The sequence below is a fragment of the Acidovorax sp. Root568 genome (assembly GCF_001427445.1).
In the GTDB taxonomy this organism is placed as follows: Bacteria; Pseudomonadota; Gammaproteobacteria; order Burkholderiales; family Burkholderiaceae_C; genus Acidovorax; species Acidovorax delafieldii.
Genome location: NZ_LMGP01000001.1, coordinates 172,187 through 195,184 on the forward strand (window position 1 = coordinate 172,187; position 22,998 = coordinate 195,184).

General features: G+C 65.4%; 19 protein-coding genes. 9 read left to right on the top strand and 10 right to left on the bottom strand.

Translation table 11 applies throughout. The features are described from left to right. Nucleotides 1-43: 43 nt before the first annotated feature. The 4 genes from ASD75_RS00795 to ASD75_RS00810 form a co-directional block, all read right to left on the bottom strand. Nucleotides 44-1,420: an SH3 domain-containing protein gene (locus tag ASD75_RS00795; RefSeq protein WP_235511511.1), complete on the bottom strand. Its 1,377-nt coding sequence runs from the start codon at nt 1,418-1,420 to the stop codon at nt 44-46. Nucleotides 1,421-1,441: 21 nt separating this feature from the next. Next, on the bottom strand, nt 1,442-2,881 hold the full coding sequence (gene yegQ / locus ASD75_RS00800) for a tRNA 5-hydroxyuridine modification protein YegQ (RefSeq protein WP_056742318.1): 1,440 nt from the start codon (nt 2,879-2,881) through the stop codon (nt 1,442-1,444). A gap of 35 nt (nt 2,882-2,916) precedes the next feature. After that, entirely contained in the window at nt 2,917-3,873 is a 957-nt protein-coding gene (ttcA, locus tag ASD75_RS00805; protein ID WP_056742320.1) for a tRNA 2-thiocytidine(32) synthetase TtcA, read from the bottom strand. A gap of 177 nt (nt 3,874-4,050) precedes the next feature. Then, nucleotides 4,051-5,115, bottom strand: a complete 1,065-nt coding sequence (locus tag ASD75_RS00810; protein ID WP_056742322.1) for a homocysteine S-methyltransferase family protein — start codon at nt 5,113-5,115, stop codon at nt 4,051-4,053. 275 nt (nt 5,116-5,390) lie between these two features. Here ASD75_RS00810 and ASD75_RS00815 point away from each other — a divergent pair, with 275 nt between their 5' ends. The 3 genes from ASD75_RS00815 (at nt 5,391) to ASD75_RS00825 (ending at nt 8,766) form a co-directional block, all read left to right on the top strand. Then, a complete protein-coding gene (locus ASD75_RS00815) occupies nt 5,391-5,966 on the top strand; it encodes an OmpH family outer membrane protein (protein ID WP_082564868.1) in 576 nt (191 codons plus the stop codon). 212 nt (nt 5,967-6,178) lie between these two features. Continuing rightward, complete coding sequence (gene recQ / locus ASD75_RS00820; protein WP_056743128.1) at nt 6,179-8,038, top strand: DNA helicase RecQ; 1,860 nt, start codon at nt 6,179-6,181, stop codon at nt 8,036-8,038. A 344-nt stretch (nt 8,039-8,382) separates the two neighbouring features. After that, nucleotides 8,383-8,766 (top strand): DoxX family protein, encoded by a 384-nt coding sequence (locus ASD75_RS00825; RefSeq protein WP_200947544.1) that lies wholly within the window; start codon nt 8,383-8,385, stop codon nt 8,764-8,766. 32 nt (nt 8,767-8,798) lie between these two features. Here the strand turns inward: ASD75_RS00825 and ASD75_RS00830 are convergent, their stop codons facing one another. From ASD75_RS00830 to ASD75_RS00850, 5 genes are all read right to left on the bottom strand, one after another. After that, nucleotides 8,799-9,464, bottom strand: coding sequence for an anaerobic ribonucleoside-triphosphate reductase activating protein (locus ASD75_RS00830; RefSeq protein WP_056742326.1), 666 nt, complete (start codon nt 9,462-9,464; stop codon nt 8,799-8,801). Continuing rightward, the gene (nrdD, locus tag ASD75_RS00835; RefSeq protein ID WP_056742328.1) at nt 9,442-9,642 is read right to left on the bottom strand and encodes an anaerobic ribonucleoside-triphosphate reductase; all 201 of its coding nucleotides are present in this window, start codon (nt 9,640-9,642) and stop codon (nt 9,442-9,444) included. The genes ASD75_RS00830 and nrdD overlap by 23 nt, the downstream gene beginning before the upstream one ends. A 187-nt stretch (nt 9,643-9,829) precedes the next feature. Continuing rightward, nucleotides 9,830-11,848 (bottom strand): ribonucleoside triphosphate reductase, encoded by a 2,019-nt coding sequence (locus ASD75_RS00840; RefSeq protein ID WP_056743130.1) that lies wholly within the window; start codon nt 11,846-11,848, stop codon nt 9,830-9,832. 289 nt (nt 11,849-12,137) lie between these two features. Beyond that, on the bottom strand, nt 12,138-12,566 hold the full coding sequence (locus ASD75_RS00845) for a hemerythrin domain-containing protein (RefSeq protein WP_056742330.1): 429 nt from the start codon (nt 12,564-12,566) through the stop codon (nt 12,138-12,140). An 80-nt stretch (nt 12,567-12,646) separates the two neighbouring features. Next, a complete protein-coding gene (locus ASD75_RS00850; RefSeq protein ID WP_056742332.1) occupies nt 12,647-14,932 on the bottom strand; it encodes a nitric-oxide reductase large subunit in 2,286 nt (761 codons plus the stop codon). Between the two features lie 238 nt (nt 14,933-15,170). On the opposite strand from ASD75_RS00850, the gene norR reads away from it, so the two are divergent. The 5 genes from norR (at nt 15,171) to ASD75_RS00870 (ending at nt 21,255) form a co-directional block, all read left to right on the top strand. Further along, on the top strand, nt 15,171-16,736 hold the full coding sequence (gene norR / locus ASD75_RS00855) for a nitric oxide reductase transcriptional regulator NorR (protein WP_056742333.1): 1,566 nt from the start codon (nt 15,171-15,173) through the stop codon (nt 16,734-16,736). Nucleotides 16,737-16,857: 121 nt separating this feature from the next. Beyond that, the gene (locus ASD75_RS00860; RefSeq protein ID WP_056742335.1) at nt 16,858-18,057 is read left to right on the top strand and encodes a threonine ammonia-lyase; all 1,200 of its coding nucleotides are present in this window, start codon (nt 16,858-16,860) and stop codon (nt 18,055-18,057) included. A gap of 74 nt (nt 18,058-18,131) precedes the next feature. After that, nucleotides 18,132-18,278, top strand: coding sequence for a hypothetical protein (locus ASD75_RS23875; RefSeq protein ID WP_165836532.1), 147 nt, complete (start codon nt 18,132-18,134; stop codon nt 18,276-18,278). 92 nt (nt 18,279-18,370) lie between these two features. Beyond that, nucleotides 18,371-19,078, top strand: a complete 708-nt coding sequence (gene queC / locus ASD75_RS00865; RefSeq protein WP_056742337.1) for a 7-cyano-7-deazaguanine synthase QueC — start codon at nt 18,371-18,373, stop codon at nt 19,076-19,078. 305 nt (nt 19,079-19,383) lie between these two features. Then, nucleotides 19,384-21,255, top strand: a complete 1,872-nt coding sequence (locus ASD75_RS00870; protein WP_056742339.1) for a phosphoenolpyruvate carboxykinase (GTP) — start codon at nt 19,384-19,386, stop codon at nt 21,253-21,255. Between the two features lie 186 nt (nt 21,256-21,441). On the opposite strand, the gene ASD75_RS00875 is transcribed toward ASD75_RS00870, so the two are convergent. Next, nucleotides 21,442-21,882: a hypothetical protein gene (locus ASD75_RS00875; protein WP_056057089.1), complete on the bottom strand. Its 441-nt coding sequence runs from the start codon at nt 21,880-21,882 to the stop codon at nt 21,442-21,444. Nucleotides 21,883-22,019: 137 nt separating this feature from the next. On the opposite strand from ASD75_RS00875, the gene ASD75_RS00880 reads away from it, so the two are divergent. After that, nucleotides 22,020-22,997 carry a LysR family transcriptional regulator gene (locus tag ASD75_RS00880; RefSeq protein ID WP_056742341.1) on the top strand — a complete coding sequence of 326 codons (978 nt, stop codon included), beginning with the start codon at nt 22,020-22,022 and terminating at the stop codon, nt 22,995-22,997. Nucleotide 22,998 lies beyond the last annotated feature (1 nt).

A 22,998-nucleotide genomic window follows, 5' to 3' on the forward strand; every position in this document is an offset into this window, starting at 1 on the left:
AAGCGCTGCCGATCCTGACCCAAAGCAGTCCAACTGCATCCCCTCACGTGCACTCCTGATCCACCCAATACCCCGCCGGAAACCATTGACCGTTGATATTGAGGTACCAGCGCCATTCAAAAATGGGCTCAAAGCTCATACCCCCTGGCGAAGGGGTGTCGATGCGCAGGATGTCCGCCACACCGTCGCGGTCCAGGTCGATCTCGTGCACCATCACGGCGGTGTTTTTTCGCTGGGGCTTGTCGCGGATGGGCGGGTCGGCAGGCATCATCCAGCTGGTGGCGTAGCGCCTGGAGCGCACCTTCACCGCATCGGGCGGCAGCCTGCCAGGCACCACCAGGCGCACCAGCACTTCAGCGGAATCTGACACCTTGGCATAGCCGCGCACGGCAGTGGTCTCGTCGTTGCGCGGGTCGTCAAAGCCCTTGCCCGGGTAGTGGCCGCCGCAATAGTGGTCTGCATTGCTGATGTCCCAATACCGCCGCCCCATGGTGCGGGCGCCCACCAGGCCCTGGTGCGTGATCGCGTACAGCGTGAGCGCCGGGGCAAAGGCCAGATCGGCACCGCCCACGTCCCAGAAGCCAGTCACGAACTCGATCTCGGGTCCGCTGTGGCGGTTGAAGCTGCCGTAGGGCACAGCGGTGGGCTCCACGGCAATGCGGCTGCCCGCCACGGCCGCGATGCCGTCGGCCTCGGTCTCGTGCAGCAGGGCCACGCGGGTGTGGCTGCGGAAGTACGACGGGGCAACGGCAGGCAGCGTGGGGGCGGATGCCAGGGGCGCCACGGCCGGGATATGGTCCACGGCGCGGGTGGCCAGCTTCAAGTTGTCCAGCGGGTTGACGGGACGGCCCCGGTCGATCTCCTGCTCGGGCCGCAGCAACACGCCGCCGCGCATGAGCTTTTTGGCAGCCTCCCATTCGGGGCGCAGGGGGTACTGCACGGGCATCTGGGGCGTGTGGCTTTGAGCCAACGCGGGCAACTGCAATGCAGCGGGGCGCGGCAGGGCGTTGCCATAGGCCCGCATGCGGTTGGCGGACGGCGCCACCCAGAAGGCGCGGGCGGCGTCCTTGCCCGCCTGGGCCAGGGTGAGGGGCTGGTCGGCCAGCAGGTTGCAGGCCACATGGGCTTGCAGGGGCTCAGGCAAAGGCGGGCCCAGGCGCGCATCGCCCGTGTAGAGCACGGCGCACCAGCCGTCGCGCTCGGTGATCTGCTGCAGCACGGTGTTGGCGGGCACCTGGGCCACCACGCGCGCCTGCGACTGGGCCGACTCGCGCAGGTTGACCCACGAGCCCTGCACATAACGCTGCTTGGCGGGCGCCACAGCCGGCGTCTGGGCATTGACCGGGCCTACGAGAACTGCGCCCAGCAAAGCAGCCATGGTCCAGTGGCGAGGCCGTGTGGCGTGCACCAAGGTCTTCATGCTCCAGCCCCTGCGAGAGAGTTACACCGCCAATGCAGGCTCTGCCGCTGCAGCAGGCGGTTGCGATTCAATCACCCGCGCCAGCAGCGCGCCGCTGTAGCGCCCGGGCAGCGGGATCCACACGCGCACCGGGCTGCCCTGGGCGACCTGTACGGGCTGGCCTTCCACGTTGCGCATCTCTTGCAGGCGCACGGTGGTGTTGCCGCTGGCGTGCACGACCTCGACCAGGTCGCCCACGGCAAAGTGGTTCTTGGTTTCGACCTGTACCCAATCTCCTGACAGGCCCACATTGGCCTGTCCTTCGGCACCCAGCACCTCGCCCACATACTGGCTGCGCTGCGTGGCCGAGTGGCCGCTGAGGTAGTTCTGGTAGTCGTTGCTGGGGCGGCGCTCCAGAAGGCCGCCGGTGTAGCCCCGGTTGGACAGGCCTTCCAGCTCGATCAGCAGCTCGGGGTTGAAGGGGCGGCCCGCCACGGCGTCGTCGATGGCGCGGCGGTACACCTGGGCAGTGCGGGCCACGTAGTACAGGCTCTTGGTGCGGCCTTCGATCTTGAGCGAGTCCACGCCGATCTGCGCCAGGCGCGCCACATGCTCCACCGCACGCAGGTCCTTGCTGTTCATGATGTACGTGCCGTGCTCGTCTTCCATGATGGGCATCATCTGCCCAGGGCGGCCGGCCTCTTCGATCAGGTAGACCTTGTCGGCCTTGGGGTGGCGCTCGCCGTTGCCGGTGGTGGAGGCAAACGATTGTTCGGCCTTCTGCTGCGCGGCCTCGAAGTTGAAGTCGCCTTCCATCTTTTGCGCGATGGCCTCGCCCGTGGTGGGGTCGATGTCCGCGTCGTGCGTGGCGTAGTTCCAGCGGCAGGCGTTGGTGCAGGTGCCCTGGTTGGGGTCTCGGTGGTTGAAGTAGCCGCTGAGCAAACAGCGGCCCGAATACGCAATGCACAGCGCGCCGTGCACGAACACTTCCAGCTCCATGTCGGGGCATTCCTGGCGGATTTTCTCGATCTCGTCCAGGCTCAGTTCGCGCGAGAGGATGACGCGCTCCACGCCCATCTTCTGCCAGAACTTCACCGCCGCCCAGTTGGTGGTGTTGGCCTGCACCGAGAGGTGCACCACCTGCTCGGGCCACTTTTCCTTGACCATCATGATCAGGCCCGCGTCGGCCATGATCAACGCGTCGGGCTGGCAGTCGATCACGGGCTCGATGTCGCGCAGGTAGGTGCGGATCTTGTCGTTGTGCGCAATCAGGTTGCTGGTCACAAAGAACTTCTTGCCGCGTGCGTGGGCCTCGTCAATGCCCTGCTTGATCTGCTCCAGACGGAACTCGTTGTTGCGCGCGCGCAGGCTGTAGCGCGGCTGGCCTGCGTACACCGCGTCGGCGCCAAAGTCGTAGGCGGCGCGCATCTTGTCGAGCGAGCCGGCGGGCAGGAGCAGTTCGGGGGCTTTGAGGGTGGTCATGGGGTGGCCCAATCTAAAAATCGTCGGGGTCAGGTTCAGCGGGGCGCGGCAGGCATCAGCGGCAAGCCCGCAAGCATGCCGACGGCCTGCGCAGGCAGTTCTTCGGCATCAAAGGCCTTGTCGCCATCGGCATCCGCCACGCCATTGGGTACCAACCCCTTGAAGTCGAACTGGCGCGGGTCCACGAAGTGCGAGGGCACCAGGTTACGCAGCGCCACGGCCATGTTTTCGATGCGGCCGGGGTAGAGCTGCTGCCAGTCGCGCAGCATATGGCCGATCTGCTTGCGTTGCAGGTTCTCCTGGCTGCCACACAGGGTGCAAGGGATGATGGGGAAGTTGCGAACCTCGGCCCAGCGGGTGAGGTCATCCTCGGCCACATAGGCCAGCGGGCGGATGATGAGGTGGTCGCCCCGGTCGCTCTGCACTTTGGGCGGCATGCCCTTGAGCTTGCCGCCGAAGAACATGTTCAGAAAGAACGTCTGCAGCATGTCGTCGCGGTGGTGGCCCAGGGCGATCTTGGTGCAGCCCAGCTCGTCGGCCACGCGGTACAAAATGCCCCGGCGCAGGCGGCTGCACAGGCTGCACATCGTCTTACCTTCAGGGATGTGCTCCTTGACGACGCTGTAGGTGTCCTGCGTTTCAACGTGGAAGGGCACACCCACCTTCGTCAAATACTCGGGCAACACATGGGCCGGAAAACCCGGCTGCTTCTGGTCGAGGTTGACGGCGATCAGCTCGAACCTGTTGCCGTTGCGCTGCTGCAGCAAACGCAGCACGTCCAGCATGGCGTAGCTGTCCTTGCCACCCGAGACGCAGACCATGACCTTGTCGCCGTCTTCGATGAGGCCGAAGTCGGTGATGGCCTGGCTGACCTGGCGCACCAGGCGCTTTTCGAGCTTGAGCGCGGCGTGGGCGGCGGCTTTGGCAGCCGCTGCGGCAGCGTCGTCGCCCTCCACAAAGGAAGAGGCGGGCGGGGTGGCGGTATCAAGCATGGAATGGACGGACCAGACGGCGAAACGGGATGGCGCAATGAAGGGGGGATTGCAAGGTTGCCGCACCCAGCGGCGCCTTGCAATGGGCTGCCGCACTGCGCTGGTACGGCATTGACTACTATTTTTATAGCTACCAGCACATATGGAACAGGCGCTAGCAGCCAATTCGACTCAAATTCAGGCTTCTGCGGGGTAGAACATCTTGCGCGTGGGCACATCGGCCACCGCCCTGGCAATGGCGCCAATGTGGTCTGGCGTGGTGCCGCAGCAGCCGCCCAGGATGTTGACCAGCCCCTCGGCCGCAAACTCGTGCACCAGGCGGCTGGTGATCTCGGGCGTTTCGTCAAAGCCGGTGTCGCTCATGGGGTTGGGCAGGCCGGCGTTGGGGTAGCAGCTGATGAAGGTGTCCTCGGCCACCCGGTTCAGCTCCTGGATGTAGGGGCGCATCAGTGTGGCGCCCAGGGCGCAGTTCAGGCCAATGGCCAGCGGGCGCGAGTGGCGCACGCTGTGCCAGAAGGCGGTGACGGTCTGGCCCGACAGGATGCGGCCCGAGGCGTCGGTCACGGTGCCGCTGATGATGAGCGGCAGGCGCTCGCCGCTCTTTTCAAAGAACTCGTCAATCGCGAACAGCGCCGCCTTGGCGTTCAGGGTGTCGAAGATGGTCTCGACCAGCAGCACGTCGGCGCCGCCTTCGACCAGCGCCTCGGTCTGCTCGTAGTAGGCAGCGCGCAGGGTTTCAAAGTCGATGTTGCGCGCACCGGGGTCGTTCACATCGGGGCTGATGCTGGCCGTCTTGGGCGTGGGGCCGAGGGCGCCGGCCACGAAGCGGGGCTTGTCGGGCGTGCTGTATTTGTCGCAAGCCGCGCGCGCCAGCTGGGCCGAGCGCAGGTTCATCTCGCGCGCCAGCTCGGCCATGTGGTAGTCCTCCTGCGCCACAGTGGTTGCGCCGAAGGTGTTGGTCTCGATGAGGTCGGCGCCAGCGGCCAGATACCGCTCGTGGATATCGCGGATCACGTCGGGCCGGGTGATGCTGAGCAGCTCGTTGTTGCCCTTCACGTCGTACGCAAAGTCCTTGAACCGGTCCCCCGCGCCATCCGGCCCGGTGTAGCCCTCGCCCCGATACTGCGCCTCGCCCAGCTTGAAGCGCTGGATCATGGTGCCCATGGCGCCGTCGAGGATGACGATGCGTTGGGCGAGGATGTCGGGCAGTTGCGCAGCGCGCGTGTAGTGGAGGGCTTGCATAGGCCCCTATTGTAGAAAGCTGGCGCTCCGCAAGACGAGCGCGCATGCGCTGCACAACGCAAGCCACAGGGGAGGTGTTATCTCAAAGCAATCACTCGCCGGAATCCCTGACCTTATCTTTAGGTTTCCGCACATGGCCTTCCGCTCCTCCTCTGCGGACGCGAGAGAACCTGCGGATGTTGATCTCTGAGGGTTTAGCAGTGTCTGTGCCCGGGGAGGGCTTTTTGTTTATCACGGATACCATCCCATTCGTGCGCGTTCAAGTAGGCATTCTCATGAACACATTCCATCTGACTGCTTTCTCAGCGAACCGTCGGGAAATAGCTTGCCGGGCTGCTGTCATCGTTACCTGCACGGTTGCGGCCTGCGTGCTTTCGCTGAGCCCACTGTCGGCTCGGGCCCAGGACCTGAAGATCGGCTACGTGGACCGCGAACGCGTGAGGGTCGAATCACTCCCTGCCAAAACGATAGAAGCCAAACTGCACGCCGAATTCAGCAAGCGAGAGACGGAGCTGGGGGAGCAGGAAGCGCGTCTGCGAGCCGCGGCCGAAGAGCTGGACAAGATCGCCCCCACACTGCCCGAGTCCGAGCGCGGACGCCGACAGCGGGAACTGCTCGAGCAAGATCGGAACCTGGCGCGCAAGCGCCGTGAGTTCAATGAAGATTTTGCCCAACGCGTCAACGAGGAACGTGCCGGTTTGGATTCACAGGCCTACATCGCCATCCGGCGGATCTTCCGGGAAGAGAAGTACGACCTGATCCTCCAGGATGCCCTTCTGGTCGGCCCCAAGGTGGACATCACCAATCAAGTAATCAAGGCGCTGGGAACGACAGGCCCTCCGGCGAAGTGACCGCAAAGCTTGGACTTTTTCAGCGATTTGGCGGGGCATCCGTCGTACGGTTCCATGCGCTAGGCCTCCCACCCAGCGCACAATAGGCGCGCTCGCTAGCGAGCACTCCCGTCGCCAGAATATGGGTCGAACCGACCGTTATCGCTTAATCAGCAAGCGATAAATGCTATTAATTTCAGAGTATCCGCTTGTCCTCTCGCCCGTCTCCCGCGCTGTCCCCTGCCCATGCCGTTTTGCAGGACGTTTTTGGCTACGAGCAGTTTCGCGGCCCGCAGCAGGCCATTGTTGAGCACGTGATCGCCGGTGGCGATGCGCTGGTGCTCATGCCCACCGGCGGCGGCAAGAGCCTGTGTTACCAGGTGCCGGCCATCGTGCGCCAGCGACAGGGGCGCGGGGTGACCATCGTGGTCTCTCCGCTGATCGCACTGATGCACGACCAGGTGGGCGCGCTGCACGAGGCGGGGGTGGATGCCGCCTTTTTAAACTCCACGCTGAGTTTTGACGAGGCGCAGGATGTGGAGCTGCGCCTGCAGACTGGCGACATCACCCTGCTGTACGCCGCGCCCGAGCGGCTGAACACGCCGCGTTTTCTGGGCCTGCTCGATAGCCTGTACGAAGGCGGCCACCTCTCGCTGTTTGCCATCGACGAGGCGCACTGCGTGAGCCAGTGGGGCCACGACTTTCGCCCCGAATACCGCGCGCTCACGGTGCTGCACGAGCGCTATGCGGGCGTGCCACGCATTGCGCTCACGGCCACGGCGGATGCGCTCACCCGGGCGGACATCATCGAGCGCCTGCAGCTCGAAGACGCACGCCTGTTCATCAGCAGCTTTGACCGGCCCAACATCCGCTACACCATCGTCGAGAAGAAGGACGCCACCACCCAGCTGCTGCGCTTCATCGAGCGCGAGCACGCGGGCGAGGCGGGCGTGGTGTATTGCCAGTCGCGCAAGCGCGTGGAGGAGCTGGCTTCCACCCTGAGCGACGCGGGCATCACAGCCCTGCCCTACCACGCGGGGCTGGACACCAAAGTGCGCCAGAAGAACCAGGACCGCTTTCTGCGCGAGGAGGGCATCGTAATGGTGGCCACCATCGCGTTCGGCATGGGCATCGACAAGCCCGACGTGCGCTTTGTGGCGCACGTGGACATGCCCAAGAACATCGAGGGCTACTACCAGGAGACCGGCCGCGCCGGCCGCGACGGCCTGAACGCCGATGCCTGGATGGCCTATGGCCTGAACGACGTGGTCAACCAGCGCCGCATGATCGACGAGAGCCCCGCGGGCGAGGAGTTCAAGCAGGCGCTGCGCGGCAAGCTCGATGCGCTGCTGGCGCTGGCCGAGGCCACCGACTGCCGCCGCGTGCGGCTGCTGGCCTACTTTGGCGAGCAGTCCACGCCGTGCGGTAACTGCGACAACTGCATCAGCCCGCCCGCTGTGTGGGATGCGACCGATGCCGCCCGCAAGCTGCTGTCCACCATCTACCGCGTGAACCAAGCCAGCGGCATCAGTTTTGGCACGGGGCACATCATGGACATCCTGCGCGGCAAGAAGACCGAGAAGGTCGCGCAGTTCGGGCACGAAAAAATCTCCACCTTCGGCATTGGCGCAGACCTGACCGAGCCCCAGCTGCGCGGCGTGCTGCGCCAGCTGATCGCCACGGGCGCACTGGGCCTGCAGAAGGTGATGCTGGACAGCGGTCACAGCTTTGACACCCTGTGCCTCACCGAGGGCTCGCGTGCGGTGCTCAAGGGCGAGGTGCCGGTGCAGCTGCGCGAATCGGTGTCGTCCGCCCCCGCCAAGCGCACCCGCAAGGGCAGCGCACCGCCCGCCGCTGCCGCCAATCTGGGACCCGACGCACAGGTGCGCTTCATCAACCTCAAGGCCTGGCGCGCCGAAGTGGCACGCGAGCACAACCTGCCCGCGTATGTGATCTTTCATGACGCCACCCTGGCGGCGATTGCCGAGCGCAACCCAGGGTCGCTGGATGACTTGCAAGGCATCAGCGGCATGGGAGCGAAGAAGCTGGAGGCGTATGGGGCGGAGGTGTTGAGGGTGTGCACAAGCACCTAGCCCGGCTGGGTGGGGTAGCCGGGGGAGAGCAGTTTGTATGCCTTGCCGTGGAGGCCCCAAAACACCAGCGCAACACGCGCCCGCCGTGCTTGATATGCATCAATCATTGGGCGCAATATCAGCACCAATGGCGCACCAGTGTGTCCCGTATTGCCTGATTTATTAACAAATTCTCGACCAATACACTGACCTCATCTTCTGTACGAACGGGGTTGCCAGGCAAAGGCCCAAAAGGTTTCGCCGCCTCGCACGTGGAAGGTGCACCGTTGTCGAGGTAGGTCATCATGTCATCGCTCCCGCTCACTGCTTCCTCGTTCGCCTCCCGTGAGGCGAACGATCCCCTGATGCGCGTCCTGCGCATGCTTGTGGGCTTTTTCTACCTGCCCCATGTGCTGTCCAAGATCGTCGGCTTTGCAGGCACCGTGGTGTTCTTCGGCAAGGCCGGCTTCCAGCCGCCGGAGGTGTTTGTGGTGTTGTCCGGTTGCATGGAACTCGCGGTGGGGGTGGCGCTGCTTGTGGGCGTGTTCACCAAGTACGCGGCGCTCCTGTCCGCCGGCCTGATGGTCATGGCTGCGGGTGCGATCATGATCGTCAACGGTGTGGGCTGGTACTGGAACAAGTCCGGGGTGGAATACCTGGTGTTCTGGGCCGTGGCCTCCCTGGTCGTTTTTGCCGATGCATGGCGCAAGGAACCGGGCCTGCTCGGCTGGGTGCCCGGCCGCAGCTGAAACCAGCGCTGAGCCGACGCGACCAGGGCGGCCTACGACACGACGTGGCTGCCCTGTTCGCTTTTCTGCGGGCGCGCCGCCGTGGGGTCACCCCCAACGTTGCAGGGCTGCACCTTCCACCGCGCGGCCCCCGCGTTGGCCAGCGTGTTGCCCAGCACCTGCAGTTCCTCGGTCGGGAACAGCCCGGCATGCCAGGTGGTGCGGCACTCGTGCGCCACGCCACTGGCCACCAGAAGACCCAGCGACTCCCATGCACGGCCCCCGCTGCCCGGCACACCCGTGATGGCGTCGTACCGATGTTGGGGCCCCTTGATGTCCAGCCCCACCCAATCCAGCAACGGCAGCAAACCGGCCAGTCGTTCGGGGTACATGCCCCCGGTGTGCAGACCGGTAGCAAAACCCATGGCGCGAACTTCCGCCAGGGCTGCGGGCAGCGCGGCCTGCAAGGTGGGCTCGCCGCCAGAAAACACCACACCGTCGAGCAGACCCCGGCGGCTTTCGAGAAACACCCGCACCTGCGGCCACGGCATCGCGGCGGGTGCCGTGGCGTCCAGCAGTTCGGGGTTGTGGCAGTAGCTGCAGCGCCAGGGACAGCCCTGGCAATACACCACCGCCGCGAGCCGGCCCGGGAAGTCGATGGTGGTGAGCGGCGTGAGGCCCCCCACACGCAGCGCCTCAGCAGATGTTGCTGCAACCACGCGACTGCTCAGAGAAAAAACGGCGCTCGTGGTGCTCGCCCTGCTTGCCGACGTTGAAGCTCGCCACCGGACGGTGGTAGCCCATCACGCGGGTCCAGACCTCGCAGGGCTGGCGCTCGGCGTCGGTGAGCTGGATGTCAGCAACGGCGGTGTGTTCGGTGGCGGAAAAGTGGCTCATGGGTGTGTGCTCCTTGGGGTCAATAAACGGGCGTGCCGCAGCGGGTGCTGCGCCGCCGAGGGCAACGGGGCAAAGGTTGAACGGGGTTCTGCCTGCCCCATTGATTCACTATGAAATCAATAGCTGTCTGTGCTTATAAAACTGGCACCAACGGGCTGTTTGACGTCAATGCGCAGCAACCCTGCGTTCAGGCCGCCCGTGCCGCACGCTTGGCGGCCAGGCGTTCTTCATCGCAACGCGGGCAAAACGGGTGCTCGCCCGCCAGATAGCCGTGGCTGGGGCAGATCGAGAACGTCGGCGTGACGGTGATGTAGGGCAGGCGAAACCGTGTGAGCGCGCGCCGCACCAGGTCGCGGCAGGCCGCGCCGCTGGACAAGCGCTCGCCCATGTACAGATGCAGCACGGTGCCGCCGGTGTATTTGGCTTGCAGCGCCTCCTGGCGCATCAGGGCCTCGAACGGGTCGTCCGTGAAGCCCACGGGCAGCTGCGACGAGTTGGTGTAGTACGGCTGCTCGGCCGTGCCCGCCTGCAAGATGGCAGGCCAGCGCTTTTTGTCTTCCTTGGCAAAGCGGTAGGTGGTGCCTTCGGCAGGCGTGGCCTCCAGGTTGTAGAGGTGGCCGGTTTCCTCCTGGAAGGCCGTCATGCGCTCGCGCACATGGTCGAGTAGGCGCACGGCAAACGCATGCCCCCATTCGCTGGTGATGTCGTGCTGGTCCGCCGTGAAGTTGCGCACCATCTCGTTGATGCCGTTCACGCCCAGCGTGGAAAAGTGGTTGCGCAAGGTGCCAAGGTAGCGCTTGGTGTAGGGGAACAGTCCTTGGTCCATCAGGCGCTGGATCAGCTTGCGCTTGGTCTCCAGGCTTTGTTTGCCCAGCTCCATCAGGCGGTCGAGCGCGGCGAGCAAGCCCGCTTCATCCCCGGCATGCTGGTAGCCCAGCCGCGCACAGTTGATGGTGACCACGCCCAGGCTGCCCGTCTGCTCGGCGCTGCCGAACAGGCCGTTGCCGCGCTTGAGCAATTCACGCAAATCGAGCTGCAGGCGGCAGCACATGGAGCGCACCATGTTCGGCTCCAGCTCGGAGTTGATGAAATTCTGGAAGTACGGCAGGCCGTACTTGGCCGTCATGTCGAACAGGCGCTGCGCGTTCTCGCTCTCCCACGGGAAGTCCTTGGTGATGTTGTATGTGGGGATGGGGAAGGTGAACACGCGGCCCTTGGCGTCGCCCGTGGTCATCACGTCGATGTAGGCGCGGTTGATGAGGTCCATCTCCACCTGCAGGTCGCCGTAGCTGAACGGCATCTCTTGGCCCGCGATCACGGGCACCTGCTCGCGCAGGTCTTCGGGGCAGGTCCAGTCGAAGGTGAGGTTGGTGAACGGCGTCTGCGTGCCCCAGCGCGAGGGCACGTTGAGGTTGTAGACCAGCTCCTGGATGCACTGGCGCACGGCGGCGTAGTCCATGGCATCGATGCGCACAAACGGCGCCATGTAGGTGTCGAACGACGAGAACGCCTGCGCGCCCGCCCACTCGTTCTGCAGCGTGCCCAGAAAGTTCACGATCTGCCCCACGGCGGAACTCATGTGTTTGGACGGCCCCGCCTCCACCTTGCCCGGCACGCCGTTGAGCCCCTCGTGCAGCAGCGTGCGCAGCGACCAGCCAGCGCAGTAACCGCTGAGCATGTCGAGGTCGTGGATGTGCAGGTCGCCGCTCCTGTGCGCCTCGCCGATCTCGGGCGTGTAGACGTGCGACAGCCAGTAGTTGGCCGTGACCTTCCCTGCCACGTTCAGGATCAGCCCGCCCAGCGAGTAGCCCTGGTTGGCGTTGGCGTTCACGCGCCAGTCGGCGCGCGTGAGGTATTCGTTGATGGAGCTTTCCACATCGACCAGCGTCTGTTTGTCGATGCGCAGTGTGGCGTGTTGCTCGCGGTAGACGATGTAGGCCCGTGCCGTGGCCAGGTGGTTGGCGGCGATGAGGGTCTGCTCGGCCACGTCCTGGATCTGCTCGACGGTGGGCGCGTCGCCATGGAAGCGGTGGATCAGCACCTTGGTGACCTGCGCGGTGAGCAACGCGGCTTCTTCGGCGCCATATTCGCCCGAGGCCTGGCCTGCACTGGCCAGCGCAGCGCGGATGCGTTCGGCATCAAAAGGAACGCGCTGGCCGCTGCGCAACACAACATCGCGGGGCAGGGTCACAAGGGTGGGCACCATGGGTTCGACCAATCTATGGAACGGTTTAAAAACACTACCTATGGTGTCCACGATACCCATCAAACACTATAGGTAGTTTGACCCAACACAATCGAGGCGGTAAGCAGGGGTAAAAAAATGCCGGCACAAAGGCCGGCAAAAGGAAGGTGCCGTCAGGCCCTACCGATGGATGGGGGTGCGTGTTGTGGCACGCTGGAGCACAAGGGGGTGTGCGTGGAAAAGGTGGGTGTCTTTCTTGGTGGGCTGCAGGGGCTACACCGCTGCGGCAGGGGGGCGCTCTCGTTGGTGCTCAATGGCAGGCGGCGGTTTCTTCCTCCTCGATGCGGGGATAGAAGTCATGGTCTTCGCGCTGCATGCGCTCGAACACCCGGCGCAGCACCACGTTGGCCTCATTGCGGAAATCCTGCGCATCGCGGCGCACGTTCTCGGCCGTGTTCCAGCGGCGCGCGAAGGCGTCGTAGGCGCTGGCAATCGAGGCCATCTCGCTCTGGTACTGGCGGCCCAGGCGCGCCAGTTCCACATCGCCGCCACGCTGCAGCGCGGGATACAGCACCTGGTCTTCCACGGCCAAGTGCAGCTTGATGGTGCCGCTCATCGCCACAATGCCCTGGGCGATGGCCGTGGCGTTGGCCTCCACGCCTGCGTGGGCCAGGGCGCGCAAGGTGGCGATGCTGCGCAGGATGTCGGTGTGCTGGTGCTTGAATTTTTCGAGGTTCATGGACAGTCCTTGTGGGATGAATGAAGGACCTGCGCTGCCGCCGAGGGGGGTGGTGGCGCGCGGCGCAGGTCGGTGGCGTATCAGCGGCGGGTCTCCGCGAGGTAGGCGCCAGCGTTGGCAGCAGGGGCCCGCGAGCCAAACACGCCGCTTACTACCTGCCAGGCCATGGCCAGCGCGCCGACAATGAAGACCACGTCGCCGAAGGTGCGCACCCAGCGCAGCGTCTGGATGAAAGGCTGCTGCATGAAGGCCTCACCCCGGGCGTACCACAGGCCTTCGCTCACGCTGGCGTGGAACTGGAACAAGCCGATGGGCAGCAGGCTGGTGGCGATCATCAGCACCAGGCCGGCATTGAGCCACCAGAAGCCCGTCGTCATGAGCCGCTCACTGAACACCAACTGCGGCCGGATGTAGCGCAGCACCAGCAGCGTGAACCCCAGCGCCAGGAAGCCATACACCCCGAACAGCGCGGCGTGGGCATGCACCGGCGTGGTGTTCAGGCCCTGCACGTAGTACAGCGAGATGGGCGGGTTGATCATGAAGCCGAAGACACCCGCGCCCAGCATGTTCCAGAAGGCCACGGCCACGAAACACATCAGCGGCCAGCGCAGGCGGGCCATCCAGGGCGTGCGGTGCTGCAGGCGCCAGTGTTCCCAGGCCTCGTGGCCGAGCACGACCAGCGGCACCACTTCGAGCGCGCTGAAGGCTGCGCCCACGGCCATCACCGGGGTGGTAGTGCCTGCAAAGTACAGGTGGTGGAAGGTGCCGGGCACACCACCCAGCATGAACAGCGAGGCAGAGGCCAGGCTGGCAGTGGTGGCCATGCGCACCGACACGAGCCCCAGCGTCGAGAAGATGAAGGCGAGCGCCGTGGTGGCGAAGACTTCGAAGAAGCCCTCCACCCACAGGTGCACCACCCACCAGCGCCAGTACTCCATCACTGACAGGTGGGTGCGTTCGCCGTAGAAGAAACCCGCGCCGTAGAACAGGCCGATGGCTACCACCGACGCCGTCAGCAGCGCCAGCAGGTTCTTGTCGCCGCCGGGGGTGCGCAGCGCCGGCACGATGCCGCGCAGCATGAGCACCAGCCAGAAGGCGATACCGGTGAACTTGCCGATCTGCCACAGGCGGCCCAGGTCCACGTATTCATAGCCCTGGTGGCCCAGCCAGAAGTTCCACTCGGGCGGCATGATCTGCGCGATGGCCAGGTAGTTGCCGACAAACGAGCCCACGACCACCACGACCAGCGCCCAGAACAGGATGTCCACGCCCAGCTTCTGCCAGGCCGGGTCCTTGCCACCGTTGATCAGCGGCGCGAGGAACAGCCCCGCCGCCAGGAAGCCCGTGGCGATCCAGAACAGCGCGCTCTGGATGTGCCAGGTGCGCACCAGCGAATAGGGGAACCACTGCGACACGTTGATGCCGTAGAACTGCTGGCCTTCCACCGTGTAGTGGGCCGTGAAGCCGCCCAGCAGCACCTGGAAGCTGAACAGCGCAACGATGAGGAACAAATACTTGCCCAGCCCGCGCTGCGACGGTGTGAGCGGCACACGCGAGAGCGGGTCGTGCTGGGGTGGCGTGGGTTCCACCTCGTCGTGCTTGCGCAGGAAGGACCAGCCCCACACGAGGAAGCCCACGCCCGCCATCATCACGACCACGCTCATCACCGACCAGACCATGTTCTCGGCCGTGGGCTTGTTGCCTATGAGTGGCTCGTGCGGCCAGTTGTTGGTGTACGTGGCCGTGGTGCCGGGACGCTCGGTGGCGGCGGCCCAGGCCGTCCAGAAGAAGAAACCCGTCATCTGCGCGCGCCGCTCGGCGCTGGGCAGGGTGTTCTCCTTCATGGCGAAGTGCTCGCGGGTCTTGTGCAGCGCAGGCACGTCGCTGAAAAGCTGGTCGTAGTACAGCGCGGTCATCGCGATCGCGTCGGCCCGCACCGAGGACACCGTGGCCACGCCCGTCTCGGGGCTGTAGGTGTTGGTGCGGTACTCGGTCTTCATGCGGTCGCGCAGCACGGCCTGGGCGGCGGCGTCGAGCTCGGCAAAGGGCTTGCCGTGCGCACGCTCGGCGGCGACGTCAAGCCAGTTGAGCAGTTCGCGGTGCAGCCAGTCGGCCGTCCAGTCGGGGGCTTGGTAGGCGCCGTGGCCCCAGATGGAACCCAGCTGCATGCCGCCCACCGACTGCCAGGCGGTCTGGCCGTCCAGGATGCTGTCGTGGGTGTAGAGAACTTCGCCTCCGGCGGTGGCGATCTTGTCGGGAATGGGCGGCGCGGTGCGGTAGACCTCGGCGCCGTAATAGCCCAACAGGCTGAAGGTGACGATGAGCACGCCGATCAGCGTGAACCAGAGCTTGCGGTAGTTACCCATGGCGGGCCTCCTGCCTCAACAGAACAACAACGAAGGGGCGGCGCCAGCGTGCGCTGGCGGCATGGGGTCGGGGTCTTGTGGTCATGGCTTTTTGGAACGAGTGAATCGGTGTCACTGCCCACATTGCAAGCGCCGGGCCAGGGCTGTAGGCCTATCAAATCAACCACTTACACCAGTCGTGGTCTTTTTTACCATTTTCAAATAGGGTCTAATCCACCCATTAAAGGTAAATATCACCATGGACCACCGCCCCCTGCTGGCCGACCTGGCCACCGATCTGCCCCAGGCCGTGCGCCTGCAGCGCCTAGTCGCCCACTTGCGGGAGCGCTTTCATTCCGGCGCGGTGGCGCTGCTGCAGCTGGAGGAAGACCACCTGCGCCCCATGGCCGTGGAAGGCCTGGTGCGCGAGGCGCTGGGCCGGCGCTTTGTGGTCAGCCAGCACCCCCGGCTCGCGGCCATCCTGGCGCGGCGCGAGGTGACCTGCTTCGACCACGACAGCACCCTGCCCGACCCCTACGACGGCTTGCTCGACACCCTGGTGGGCGAGCCCCTGCCCGTGCACGACTGCATGGGCGCGAGCCTGTGGGTGGACGGCCAGCCCTGGGGCGTGCTGACGCTGGACGCATTGCAGACCGGCACCTTCGGCGAGGCCGCACGCGCCGCGCTGGCCGACTGCAAGGTGCTGGTGGAGGCGGCTGTGCGCATCTCGCGGCTGGAGCGCGAGGTGCAGGCGCTGCGCAGCGCCCCCCACACCCGCAGCGCCGACGACGAGCGCACCCCCCGCGCGGGCGATGGCGACATGGAGATCGTTGGCCAGAGCGAACCCTTGCTACGCCTGCTGCACGAGCTGGAGGTGGTGGCGGGCTCGGACCTGCCCGTGTTGTTGCTGGGTGAAACCGGCGTGGGCAAGGAGCTGTTCGCGCGCCTGCTGCACCGCCAATCCACGCGCCGCACCAAGCCCCTGGTGCACGTGAACTGCGCGGCGCTGCCCGAGTCCCTGGCCGAGAGCGAACTCTTTGGCCACGTGCGCGGTGCGTTCTCCGGCGCAGTGGCCGACCGGCCGGGGCGCTTCGAGGCGGCCGAGGGCGGCACGCTGTTCCTTGATGAGGTGGGCGAGCTGCCGCTGGCCGTGCAGGCGAAGCTGCTGCGCACGCTGCAGAACGGCGAGATCCAGCGCCTGGGCGCCGACCGACCGCGCCGCGTGGACGTGCGCGTGATCGCCGCCACCAACCGCAACCTGCGCGACCAGGTGCGCGACGGCGCGTTCCGCGCCGACCTGTACCACCGGCTGTCGGTGTACCCCGTGCCCATCCCGCCGCTGCGCGAACGGGGCAACGATGTGCTGCTGATCGCGGGCCGTTTTCTGGAACTCAACCGCGCGCGCCTGGGCCTGCGCAGCCTGCGGCTGTCCACCTCGGCACAGGCGGCACTGCGCCGCTACCCCTGGCCCGGCAACATCCGCGAGCTGGAGCATGTGGTCAGCCGCGCCGCCCTCAAGGCCCTGAGCCGGGGCGTGAACCGCGCCGACATCGTGACGCTGGAGCCCGCGCTGCTCGACCTGGACGCCGACGCCGCCAGCGTGGCCCACGCGCCCCTGGACGCCAGCACCCCCGCTGCGGCCACCACGCCGCCGCCCCCCGCCACCGCCGAAGGCCCGCTGCGCGACGCGGTGGATGCCTGCCAGCGGCTCGCCATCACGCAGGCCCTGGCGCGCCACCAGGGCAACTGGGCCCAGGCCGCGCGTGCGCTGGAGGTGGACGCGAGCAACCTGCACAAACTGGCGAGCAGGCTGGGCCTCAAATAGAGAATCAAAATTGATAGCAAACAGTGCATGAATTTCTAGCGCTTGCGGCACTTTTCATTCAATTTCTTGCCCGGCACCCGCCACAGTGCTCCACCGGCCCGCGTTGCGCCACAATCGGCCCATGCTGACCCTCCAAGACATCCGCGACGCCGCCACCCGCCTGCAAGGCCAGGTGCTGGACACCCCCTGTGTGGAATCCAAGACGCTCTCGCAGATCGTGGGCGCGCAGGTCTTCCTCAAGTTCGAGAACCTGCAGTTCACCGCGTCCTTCAAGGAGCGCGGCGCCTGCAACCGGCTCACGCTGCTGACGGACGAGGAGCGTGCGCGGGGTGTGGTGGCCATGAGCGCCGGCAACCATGCCCAGGGCGTGGCCTACCACGCGCAGCGCCTGGGCCTGCGCGCAGTCATCGTGATGCCGCGCTTCACGCCCGGCGTGAAGGTGGAGCGCACGCGCGGGTTTGGTGCCGAGGTGGTGTTGCATGGCGACACGCTGGAAGAAGCCCGCGCCCACGCCTACGCGCTGGCCGATGCGCAAGGCCTGACCTTTGTCCACCCCTACGACGACGAGGGAGTGGCTGCGGGCCAGGGCACGCTGGGCCTGGAGATGCTGCAGGCCGTGCCCGACCTGGACACCCTGGTGATTGCCGTGGGCGGCGGCGGGCTGATCTCGGGTGTGGCGACGGCGGCCAAGGCGATCAAGCCCGGCATCGAGGTCATCGGCGTGCAGACCATGCGCTTCCCGGCCATGGTCAACGCGGTCAAGGGCACGCACCACCCGCAGGGCACATCAACAATAGCCGAGGGCATTGCCGTGGGCACGCCGGGCAAGATCACGCAGGAGATCGTCAAGCGCCTGGTGGACGACCTGGTGCTGGTGGATGAAGGCGACATTGAGCAAGCGGTGCTGATGCTGCTGGAGATCGAAAAGACCCTGGTCGAAGGCGCAGGCGCCGCCGGCCTGGCGGCGCTGGTGCGCTACCCCGAACGCTTCCAGGGCAAGCGCGTGGGCCTGGTGCTGTGTGGCGGCAACATCGACCCGCTGCTGCTGGCGGCCATCATCGAGCGCGGCATGGTGCGCTCGGGGCGCTTGGCGCGCATCAAGGTCAGCGCACGCGATATTCCGGGCGTGCTGGCGCGCATCACCGCCACCGTGGCCGATGCGGGCGCCAACATCGAGGAAGTGCACCACCAGCGCGCCTTCACCATGCTGGCCGCGCAGAACGTGGAGATCGAACTGGTGCTGCAAACCCGGGGCAAGCCCCATGTGGATGAGGTGCTGGGACAGCTCCGCACGGCGGGCATGCAGGCCGACCTGATCTGAGACCACAGGGTTTTGCGCCCCACGCAGGTTCTCGCGGCTAGAATTGCGCAAGTTTTAAGCATCTGGAGCCCACCATGTCTGACCACAACACCTCGCACGCCCCCGCAACACCATCGAACGACCCTGTGGAAAACGTCGTTCACGTGGTCCCCGTGGTGCTGCCGGTGGTGGGCGGCATCATGATGTTCCTGCTGGCGTTCATCGCCGTGATGATGGCCTGACCGCTCCGGCAGGCATAACCCACAGCCCCGCAGTGCGGGGCTTTTTTTCGTCCAGCCCCCACTCTCATCCTCGTTTGACCTGGAGAACCCCCATGAGACCCGGACACGCACTCGTCCTCTTTTCCGGAGGCCAAGACTCCACCACCTGCCTGGCCTGGGCCCTGGAGAACTTTGCCCATGTCGAAACCATCGGCTTTGACTATGGCCAACGCCACCATATCGAACTGCAGGCGCGGCAGACCGTGCTGTCATCGCTGCGCGCACAGTTTCCACAGTGGAACGCCCGGCTGGGCGATGACCACATGCTGGACCTGGCGGTCCTGGGCCACATCAGCGACACGGCGCTGACGAGCGACACCGAGATCCAGATGACCGCCGCCGGCCTGCCCAACACTTTTGTGCCCGGGCGCAACCTGCTGTTCTTCCAGCTGGCGGCCGCCGTGGGCTACCGGCGTGGCCTGCACACCCTGGTGGGCGGCATGTGCGAGACCGACTTTTCGGGCTACCCCGACTGCCGTGACGACACGCTCAAGGCGCTGCAAGTGGCCGTGTCGCTGGGCATGGGACAGCGTTTCACCTTCGATACCCCGCTGATGTGGCTGGACAAGGCCGAGACCTGGGAACTGGCCCGGGCCCTCGGTGGGCAGGCACTGGTCGATCTGATCGTGAACGACTCGCACACCTGCTACCACGGCGTGCGCGACACGCTGCATGCGTGGGGCTACGGCTGCGGCACCTGCCCGGCCTGCGCGCTGCGCAAAAGCGGCTATGAGCACTGGAGCGGTGCCACGACCGCCTAGTCCCAAAGTCCACGAAGATGGGGGCAAGAACCATGCATAAACCTATGTTATTTTTGCATGGTTTTGACCCCTGTCTGACAGACAAACCGGCGGCAGATTCATAAAATTGACATCCCAGCCGACCCGCGGAATCCGTGGAACTAGCCTCCACCCGTGGGGCTGACACACGCTCCCGCCCGCCGACTGAGCACGAAAGCCGTTTTTTCAAAGGCAGCGCTCAGCACCGCAACTGCGCCAGGCCTCGCCGTGACCCGCCCGGTCCGCTTCCTTTGAAAAAACGTTTTTTCAACTTAGGAAGCTCCCCGATGAACGCACCCACGATGCAGGGCCTGAATCTCAACGCCCCCGCTTACGTCAAAAACGCCCGGCTGCTCGCCTGGGTGGCCGACATGGCCGCCCTGTGCAAACCCGACACCATTTACTGGTGCGATGGCTCCAAGGAAGAGTACGACCGCCTGTGCCAGCAGCTGGTCGATGCTGGCACATTCAAGAAGCTGAACCCCGCCAAGCGCCCCGGCAGCTTCTTGGCCTGGTCCGATCCATCGGACGTGGCCCGTGTGGAAGACCGTACCTACATTTGCTCGGCCGCCAAGGAAGACGCCGGCCCCACCAACAACTGGATGGCTCCCGCTGAAATGCGCGCCACGCTGCAGCCACTGTTTGACGGCTGCATGAAGGGCCGCACCATGTACGTGGTGCCGTTCAGCATGGGCCCACTGGGCAGCCACATCGCCCACATCGGCGTGGAGCTGACCGACAGCGCCTACGTGGCCGTGAACCAGCGCCTGATGACCCGCATGGGCAAGGCCGTGTACGACGTGCTGGGTGTGGAAGGCGAGTTCGTGCCCTGCATGCACACCGTGGGCGCGCCCCTGGCCGAAGGCGAGAAGGACACGACCAGCTGGCCTTGCAACCCCAAGGTCAAGTACATCGTGCACTACCCCGAAACGCGCGAGATCTGGTCCTATGGCTCGGGCTACGGCGGCAACGCGCTGCTGGGCAAGAAGTGCCTGGCCCTGCGCATCGCATCCACCATGGGCCGCGACCAGGGCTGGCTGGCCGAGCACATGCTCATCTTGGGCGTGACCAACCCCCAAGGCAAGAAGTACCACGTGGCAGCAGCCTTCCCCAGCGCCTGCGGCAAGACCAACTTCTCCATGCTGGTGCCGCCCGAGGCGGGCTTTGCCGGCTGGAAGGTCACCACCATCGGTGATGACATCGCCTGGATCAAGCCCCATGCCGACGGCAAGATGTACGCCATCAACCCCGAGGCTGGCTACTTCGGCGTGGCTCCCGGCACCAACATGCACACCAACCCCAACTGCATGCGCAGCCTGGACAAGGACGTGATCTTCACCAACGTGGCCCTGACAGACGACGGCGACGTGTGGTGGGAAGGCATGGAAAAGGACACGGGCAAGCTGCCCGACCACCTGATCGACTGGCAAGGCAAGGACTGGACGCCCCAGATCGCCAAGGAAACCGGCGCCAAGGCCGCCCATCCCAACTCGCGCTTCACGGTGGCTGCCACCAACAACCCCGCACTGGACGCCCAGTGGGACGACGCCAATGGCGTGGCCATCGATGCCTTCATCTTCGGCGGCCGTCGCTCGACCACGGTGCCGCTGGTGACCGAAGCCCGTAGCTGGACCGAAGGTGTGTACATGGCTGCCACCATGGGCTCCGAGACCACTGCCGCTGCGTTTGGCGCCCAGGGCGTGGTGCGCCGCGACCCGTTCGCCATGCTGCCGTTCTGCGGCTACAACATGAGCGACTACTTCCAGCACTGGCTCAACATGGAAGGCAAGATTGCCGCCACCGGCAAGGCGCTGCCCAAGGTGTTCTGCGTGAACTGGTTCCGCAAGGACGAGGCTGGCAAGTTCGTCTGGCCCGGTTATGGCGACAACATGCGCGTGCTCAAGTGGATGATTGACCGCATCGAAGGCCAGGCCCAAGGCCAGGAAACCATGTTCGGCATGGCCCCGCAGTACGCAGAGATCAACTGGACGGGCCTGGACTTCAGCGCCCAGAAGTTTGACGCCGTGACCAGCATCGACAAGGCGGCCTGGGCCGAAGAGTTCAAGCTGCACGATGCGCACTTCGAACAGCTGGCTTACCACCTGCCAAAGGCGCTGCTCGATACCAAGGCGCAACTGCAAAAGCGTTTGGCAGCCTGACGCTGCGACGTTCAGTCAAGGAAGCTGACCATTCAAAGCCGTCCCGCCCTTGCGGGGCGGCTTTTTTTTCGTGCGGACACTGCAAGAACAGACTGCACGCGGGGCGCAACGGGGCATAAAAAAAGCCGTGGCGTTGGCCACGGCTTTGAATGGGAGTCTCTGCGCAGCGTGCGCCGCGCAAATGCTTCAGTAGTACTTGCGGATGCTGTTCACCGTGGGAATGCCCATGGCATGGTTCAGTTCAGCCATGATCCGTGGGTCCTTCAGGGCGACTTGCCAGGTGCGCTGATCTTCAGCAGCGCGGCGGCGGCTTTCAGCCCATGCCAGCGCAGTGCCGCGCAGCGCAACACCGGCGCGGCGGGCGGGGCTGGTCAGGAGCGCCAGGGCCGCAAAGGCCACGAGCCACAGCACCATCCAGGCAGCCAGCAGGTGGCCTTCGGTCCAGGTGTCGATGACTTGGTTGGCCACCACCAGCAGCGCGGAGACCACGGCGGCCAACAGCAGGGAGGCTGCGCCACGCGCGCCGTCAAAATGGGCGGCAGCGCTCTTCAGAGCGGCGGCTGCGTTTTCGGCGCGGACAACGCCGGGGTGTTCGGTGGGGTACTCAACGTGTGCAAAGGCGGTCATTTCGGTTTCCCTTTTCTAACGCTTGTGGCGAGATTGCCGGGCGATGGGGTGATATTAGGGTTTACCCTTTGCATGTTCAAGTTTATATTTTGAATCATTGATATTCATATCAGTGATGAATATGCTCTCGGGTGACCATGATTCCCTTGAACTTCCGCTCCCTGGACCTGAACCTGCTGCGCGTCTTTGACGAGGTGATGGCAGAGCGCAGCCTCACCCGGGCTGCGCACAAGCTGTCTATCACCCAGCCGGCCGTCAGCAATGCCATGCGGCGCCTGCGCGATGTGGTGGGCGATGAACTGGTGGTGCGCAGCGGCCAGGGGGTGGAGCCCACACCACGTGCGCTGGCCCTGTGGCCGCCCGTGCGCGAGGCGCTGGCCCATTTGCAGGAGTCCCTGGCGCCGGGGCACTTTGACCCGGCAACGGCGGAGTCCACCTTTGTGCTGGCGATGGCCGATGCCACGGCGGCGACGCTGGTGCCGGCCCTGGTGGAGATCATCGAGCGCGAAGCCCCCGGCATCTCCATCCGCGTGCTGCCGCTGACCACGCGCGACCCCCGGCGTCTGCTCGAAGAAGAGGCGGCCGACATGGCTGTGGGTTACTTTCCAGCGGCACTGGCCGACCTCACCGCGCGGGCGCAATCAGGCGGCGTGGTCGCCTTTGAAAGCCGCCGGCTGTACGACGGCGAATACGTGTGCGTGATGCGCCAGGGCCACCCTCTGGCCGACGCGCCCCTGACACTGGACACCTACTGCGCTGCGCGGCACATGCTGGTGAGTTTTTCGGGCCGGCCCTTTGGTTTCATCGACGAAGCCCTGGCGTCGCTGGGCCGCGAGCGCAAGGTGGTGATCACGGTCAACCAATTCTTCACGGCCGGTCGGGTGGTGTCGGGCTCGGACCTGCTGACCGTGCTGCCGCGCCACTTTGTGCCAGTGACCGGCATCGCCGACGCCTTGGTGCAACGGGCTTTGCCGCTGGACGTGCCCGCCGTGCACGTGGATGCCCTGTGGCGCCGGCGCGGCCCCCAGCAGGCTGCAATGACCTGGCTGCTGCAGGCGCTTGCACGGTCAGCACGGCGCACCTTTCCGGGGCAGGACCTGCACGGCACGCCTTAGA

What these genes read in the sequence shown, in the direction of transcription:
- ASD75_RS00795 (WP_235511511.1), bottom strand. Translation starts at nt 1,420, where the DNA reads ATGAAGACCTTGGTGCACGCCACACGGCCTCGCCACTGGACCATGGCT.
- yegQ (WP_056742318.1), bottom strand. Translation starts at nt 2,881, where the DNA reads ATGACCACCCTCAAAGCCCCCGAACTGCTCCTGCCCGCCGGCTCGCTC.
- ttcA (WP_056742320.1), bottom strand. Translation starts at nt 3,873, where the DNA reads ATGCTTGATACCGCCACCCCGCCCGCCTCTTCCTTTGTGGAGGGCGAC.
- ASD75_RS00810 (WP_056742322.1), bottom strand. Translation starts at nt 5,115, where the DNA reads ATGCAAGCCCTCCACTACACGCGCGCTGCGCAACTGCCCGACATCCTC.
- ASD75_RS00815 (WP_082564868.1), top strand. Translation starts at nt 5,391, where the DNA reads ATGAACACATTCCATCTGACTGCTTTCTCAGCGAACCGTCGGGAAATA.
- ASD75_RS00825 (WP_200947544.1), top strand. Translation starts at nt 8,383, where the DNA reads ATGCGCGTCCTGCGCATGCTTGTGGGCTTTTTCTACCTGCCCCATGTG.
- nrdD (WP_056742328.1), bottom strand. Translation starts at nt 9,642, where the DNA reads ATGAGCCACTTTTCCGCCACCGAACACACCGCCGTTGCTGACATCCAG.
- ASD75_RS00840 (WP_056743130.1), bottom strand. Translation starts at nt 11,848, where the DNA reads ATGGTGCCCACCCTTGTGACCCTGCCCCGCGATGTTGTGTTGCGCAGC.
- ASD75_RS00845 (WP_056742330.1), bottom strand. Translation starts at nt 12,566, where the DNA reads ATGAACCTCGAAAAATTCAAGCACCAGCACACCGACATCCTGCGCAGC.
- ASD75_RS00850 (WP_056742332.1), bottom strand. Translation starts at nt 14,932, where the DNA reads ATGGGTAACTACCGCAAGCTCTGGTTCACGCTGATCGGCGTGCTCATC.
- norR (WP_056742333.1), top strand. Translation starts at nt 15,171, where the DNA reads ATGGACCACCGCCCCCTGCTGGCCGACCTGGCCACCGATCTGCCCCAG.
- ASD75_RS00860 (WP_056742335.1), top strand. Translation starts at nt 16,858, where the DNA reads ATGCTGACCCTCCAAGACATCCGCGACGCCGCCACCCGCCTGCAAGGC.
- ASD75_RS23875 (WP_165836532.1), top strand. Translation starts at nt 18,132, where the DNA reads ATGTCTGACCACAACACCTCGCACGCCCCCGCAACACCATCGAACGAC.
- queC (WP_056742337.1), top strand. Translation starts at nt 18,371, where the DNA reads ATGAGACCCGGACACGCACTCGTCCTCTTTTCCGGAGGCCAAGACTCC.
- ASD75_RS00870 (WP_056742339.1), top strand. Translation starts at nt 19,384, where the DNA reads ATGAACGCACCCACGATGCAGGGCCTGAATCTCAACGCCCCCGCTTAC.
- ASD75_RS00875 (WP_056057089.1), bottom strand. Translation starts at nt 21,882, where the DNA reads ATGACCGCCTTTGCACACGTTGAGTACCCCACCGAACACCCCGGCGTT.
- ASD75_RS00880 (WP_056742341.1), top strand. Translation starts at nt 22,020, where the DNA reads ATGATTCCCTTGAACTTCCGCTCCCTGGACCTGAACCTGCTGCGCGTC.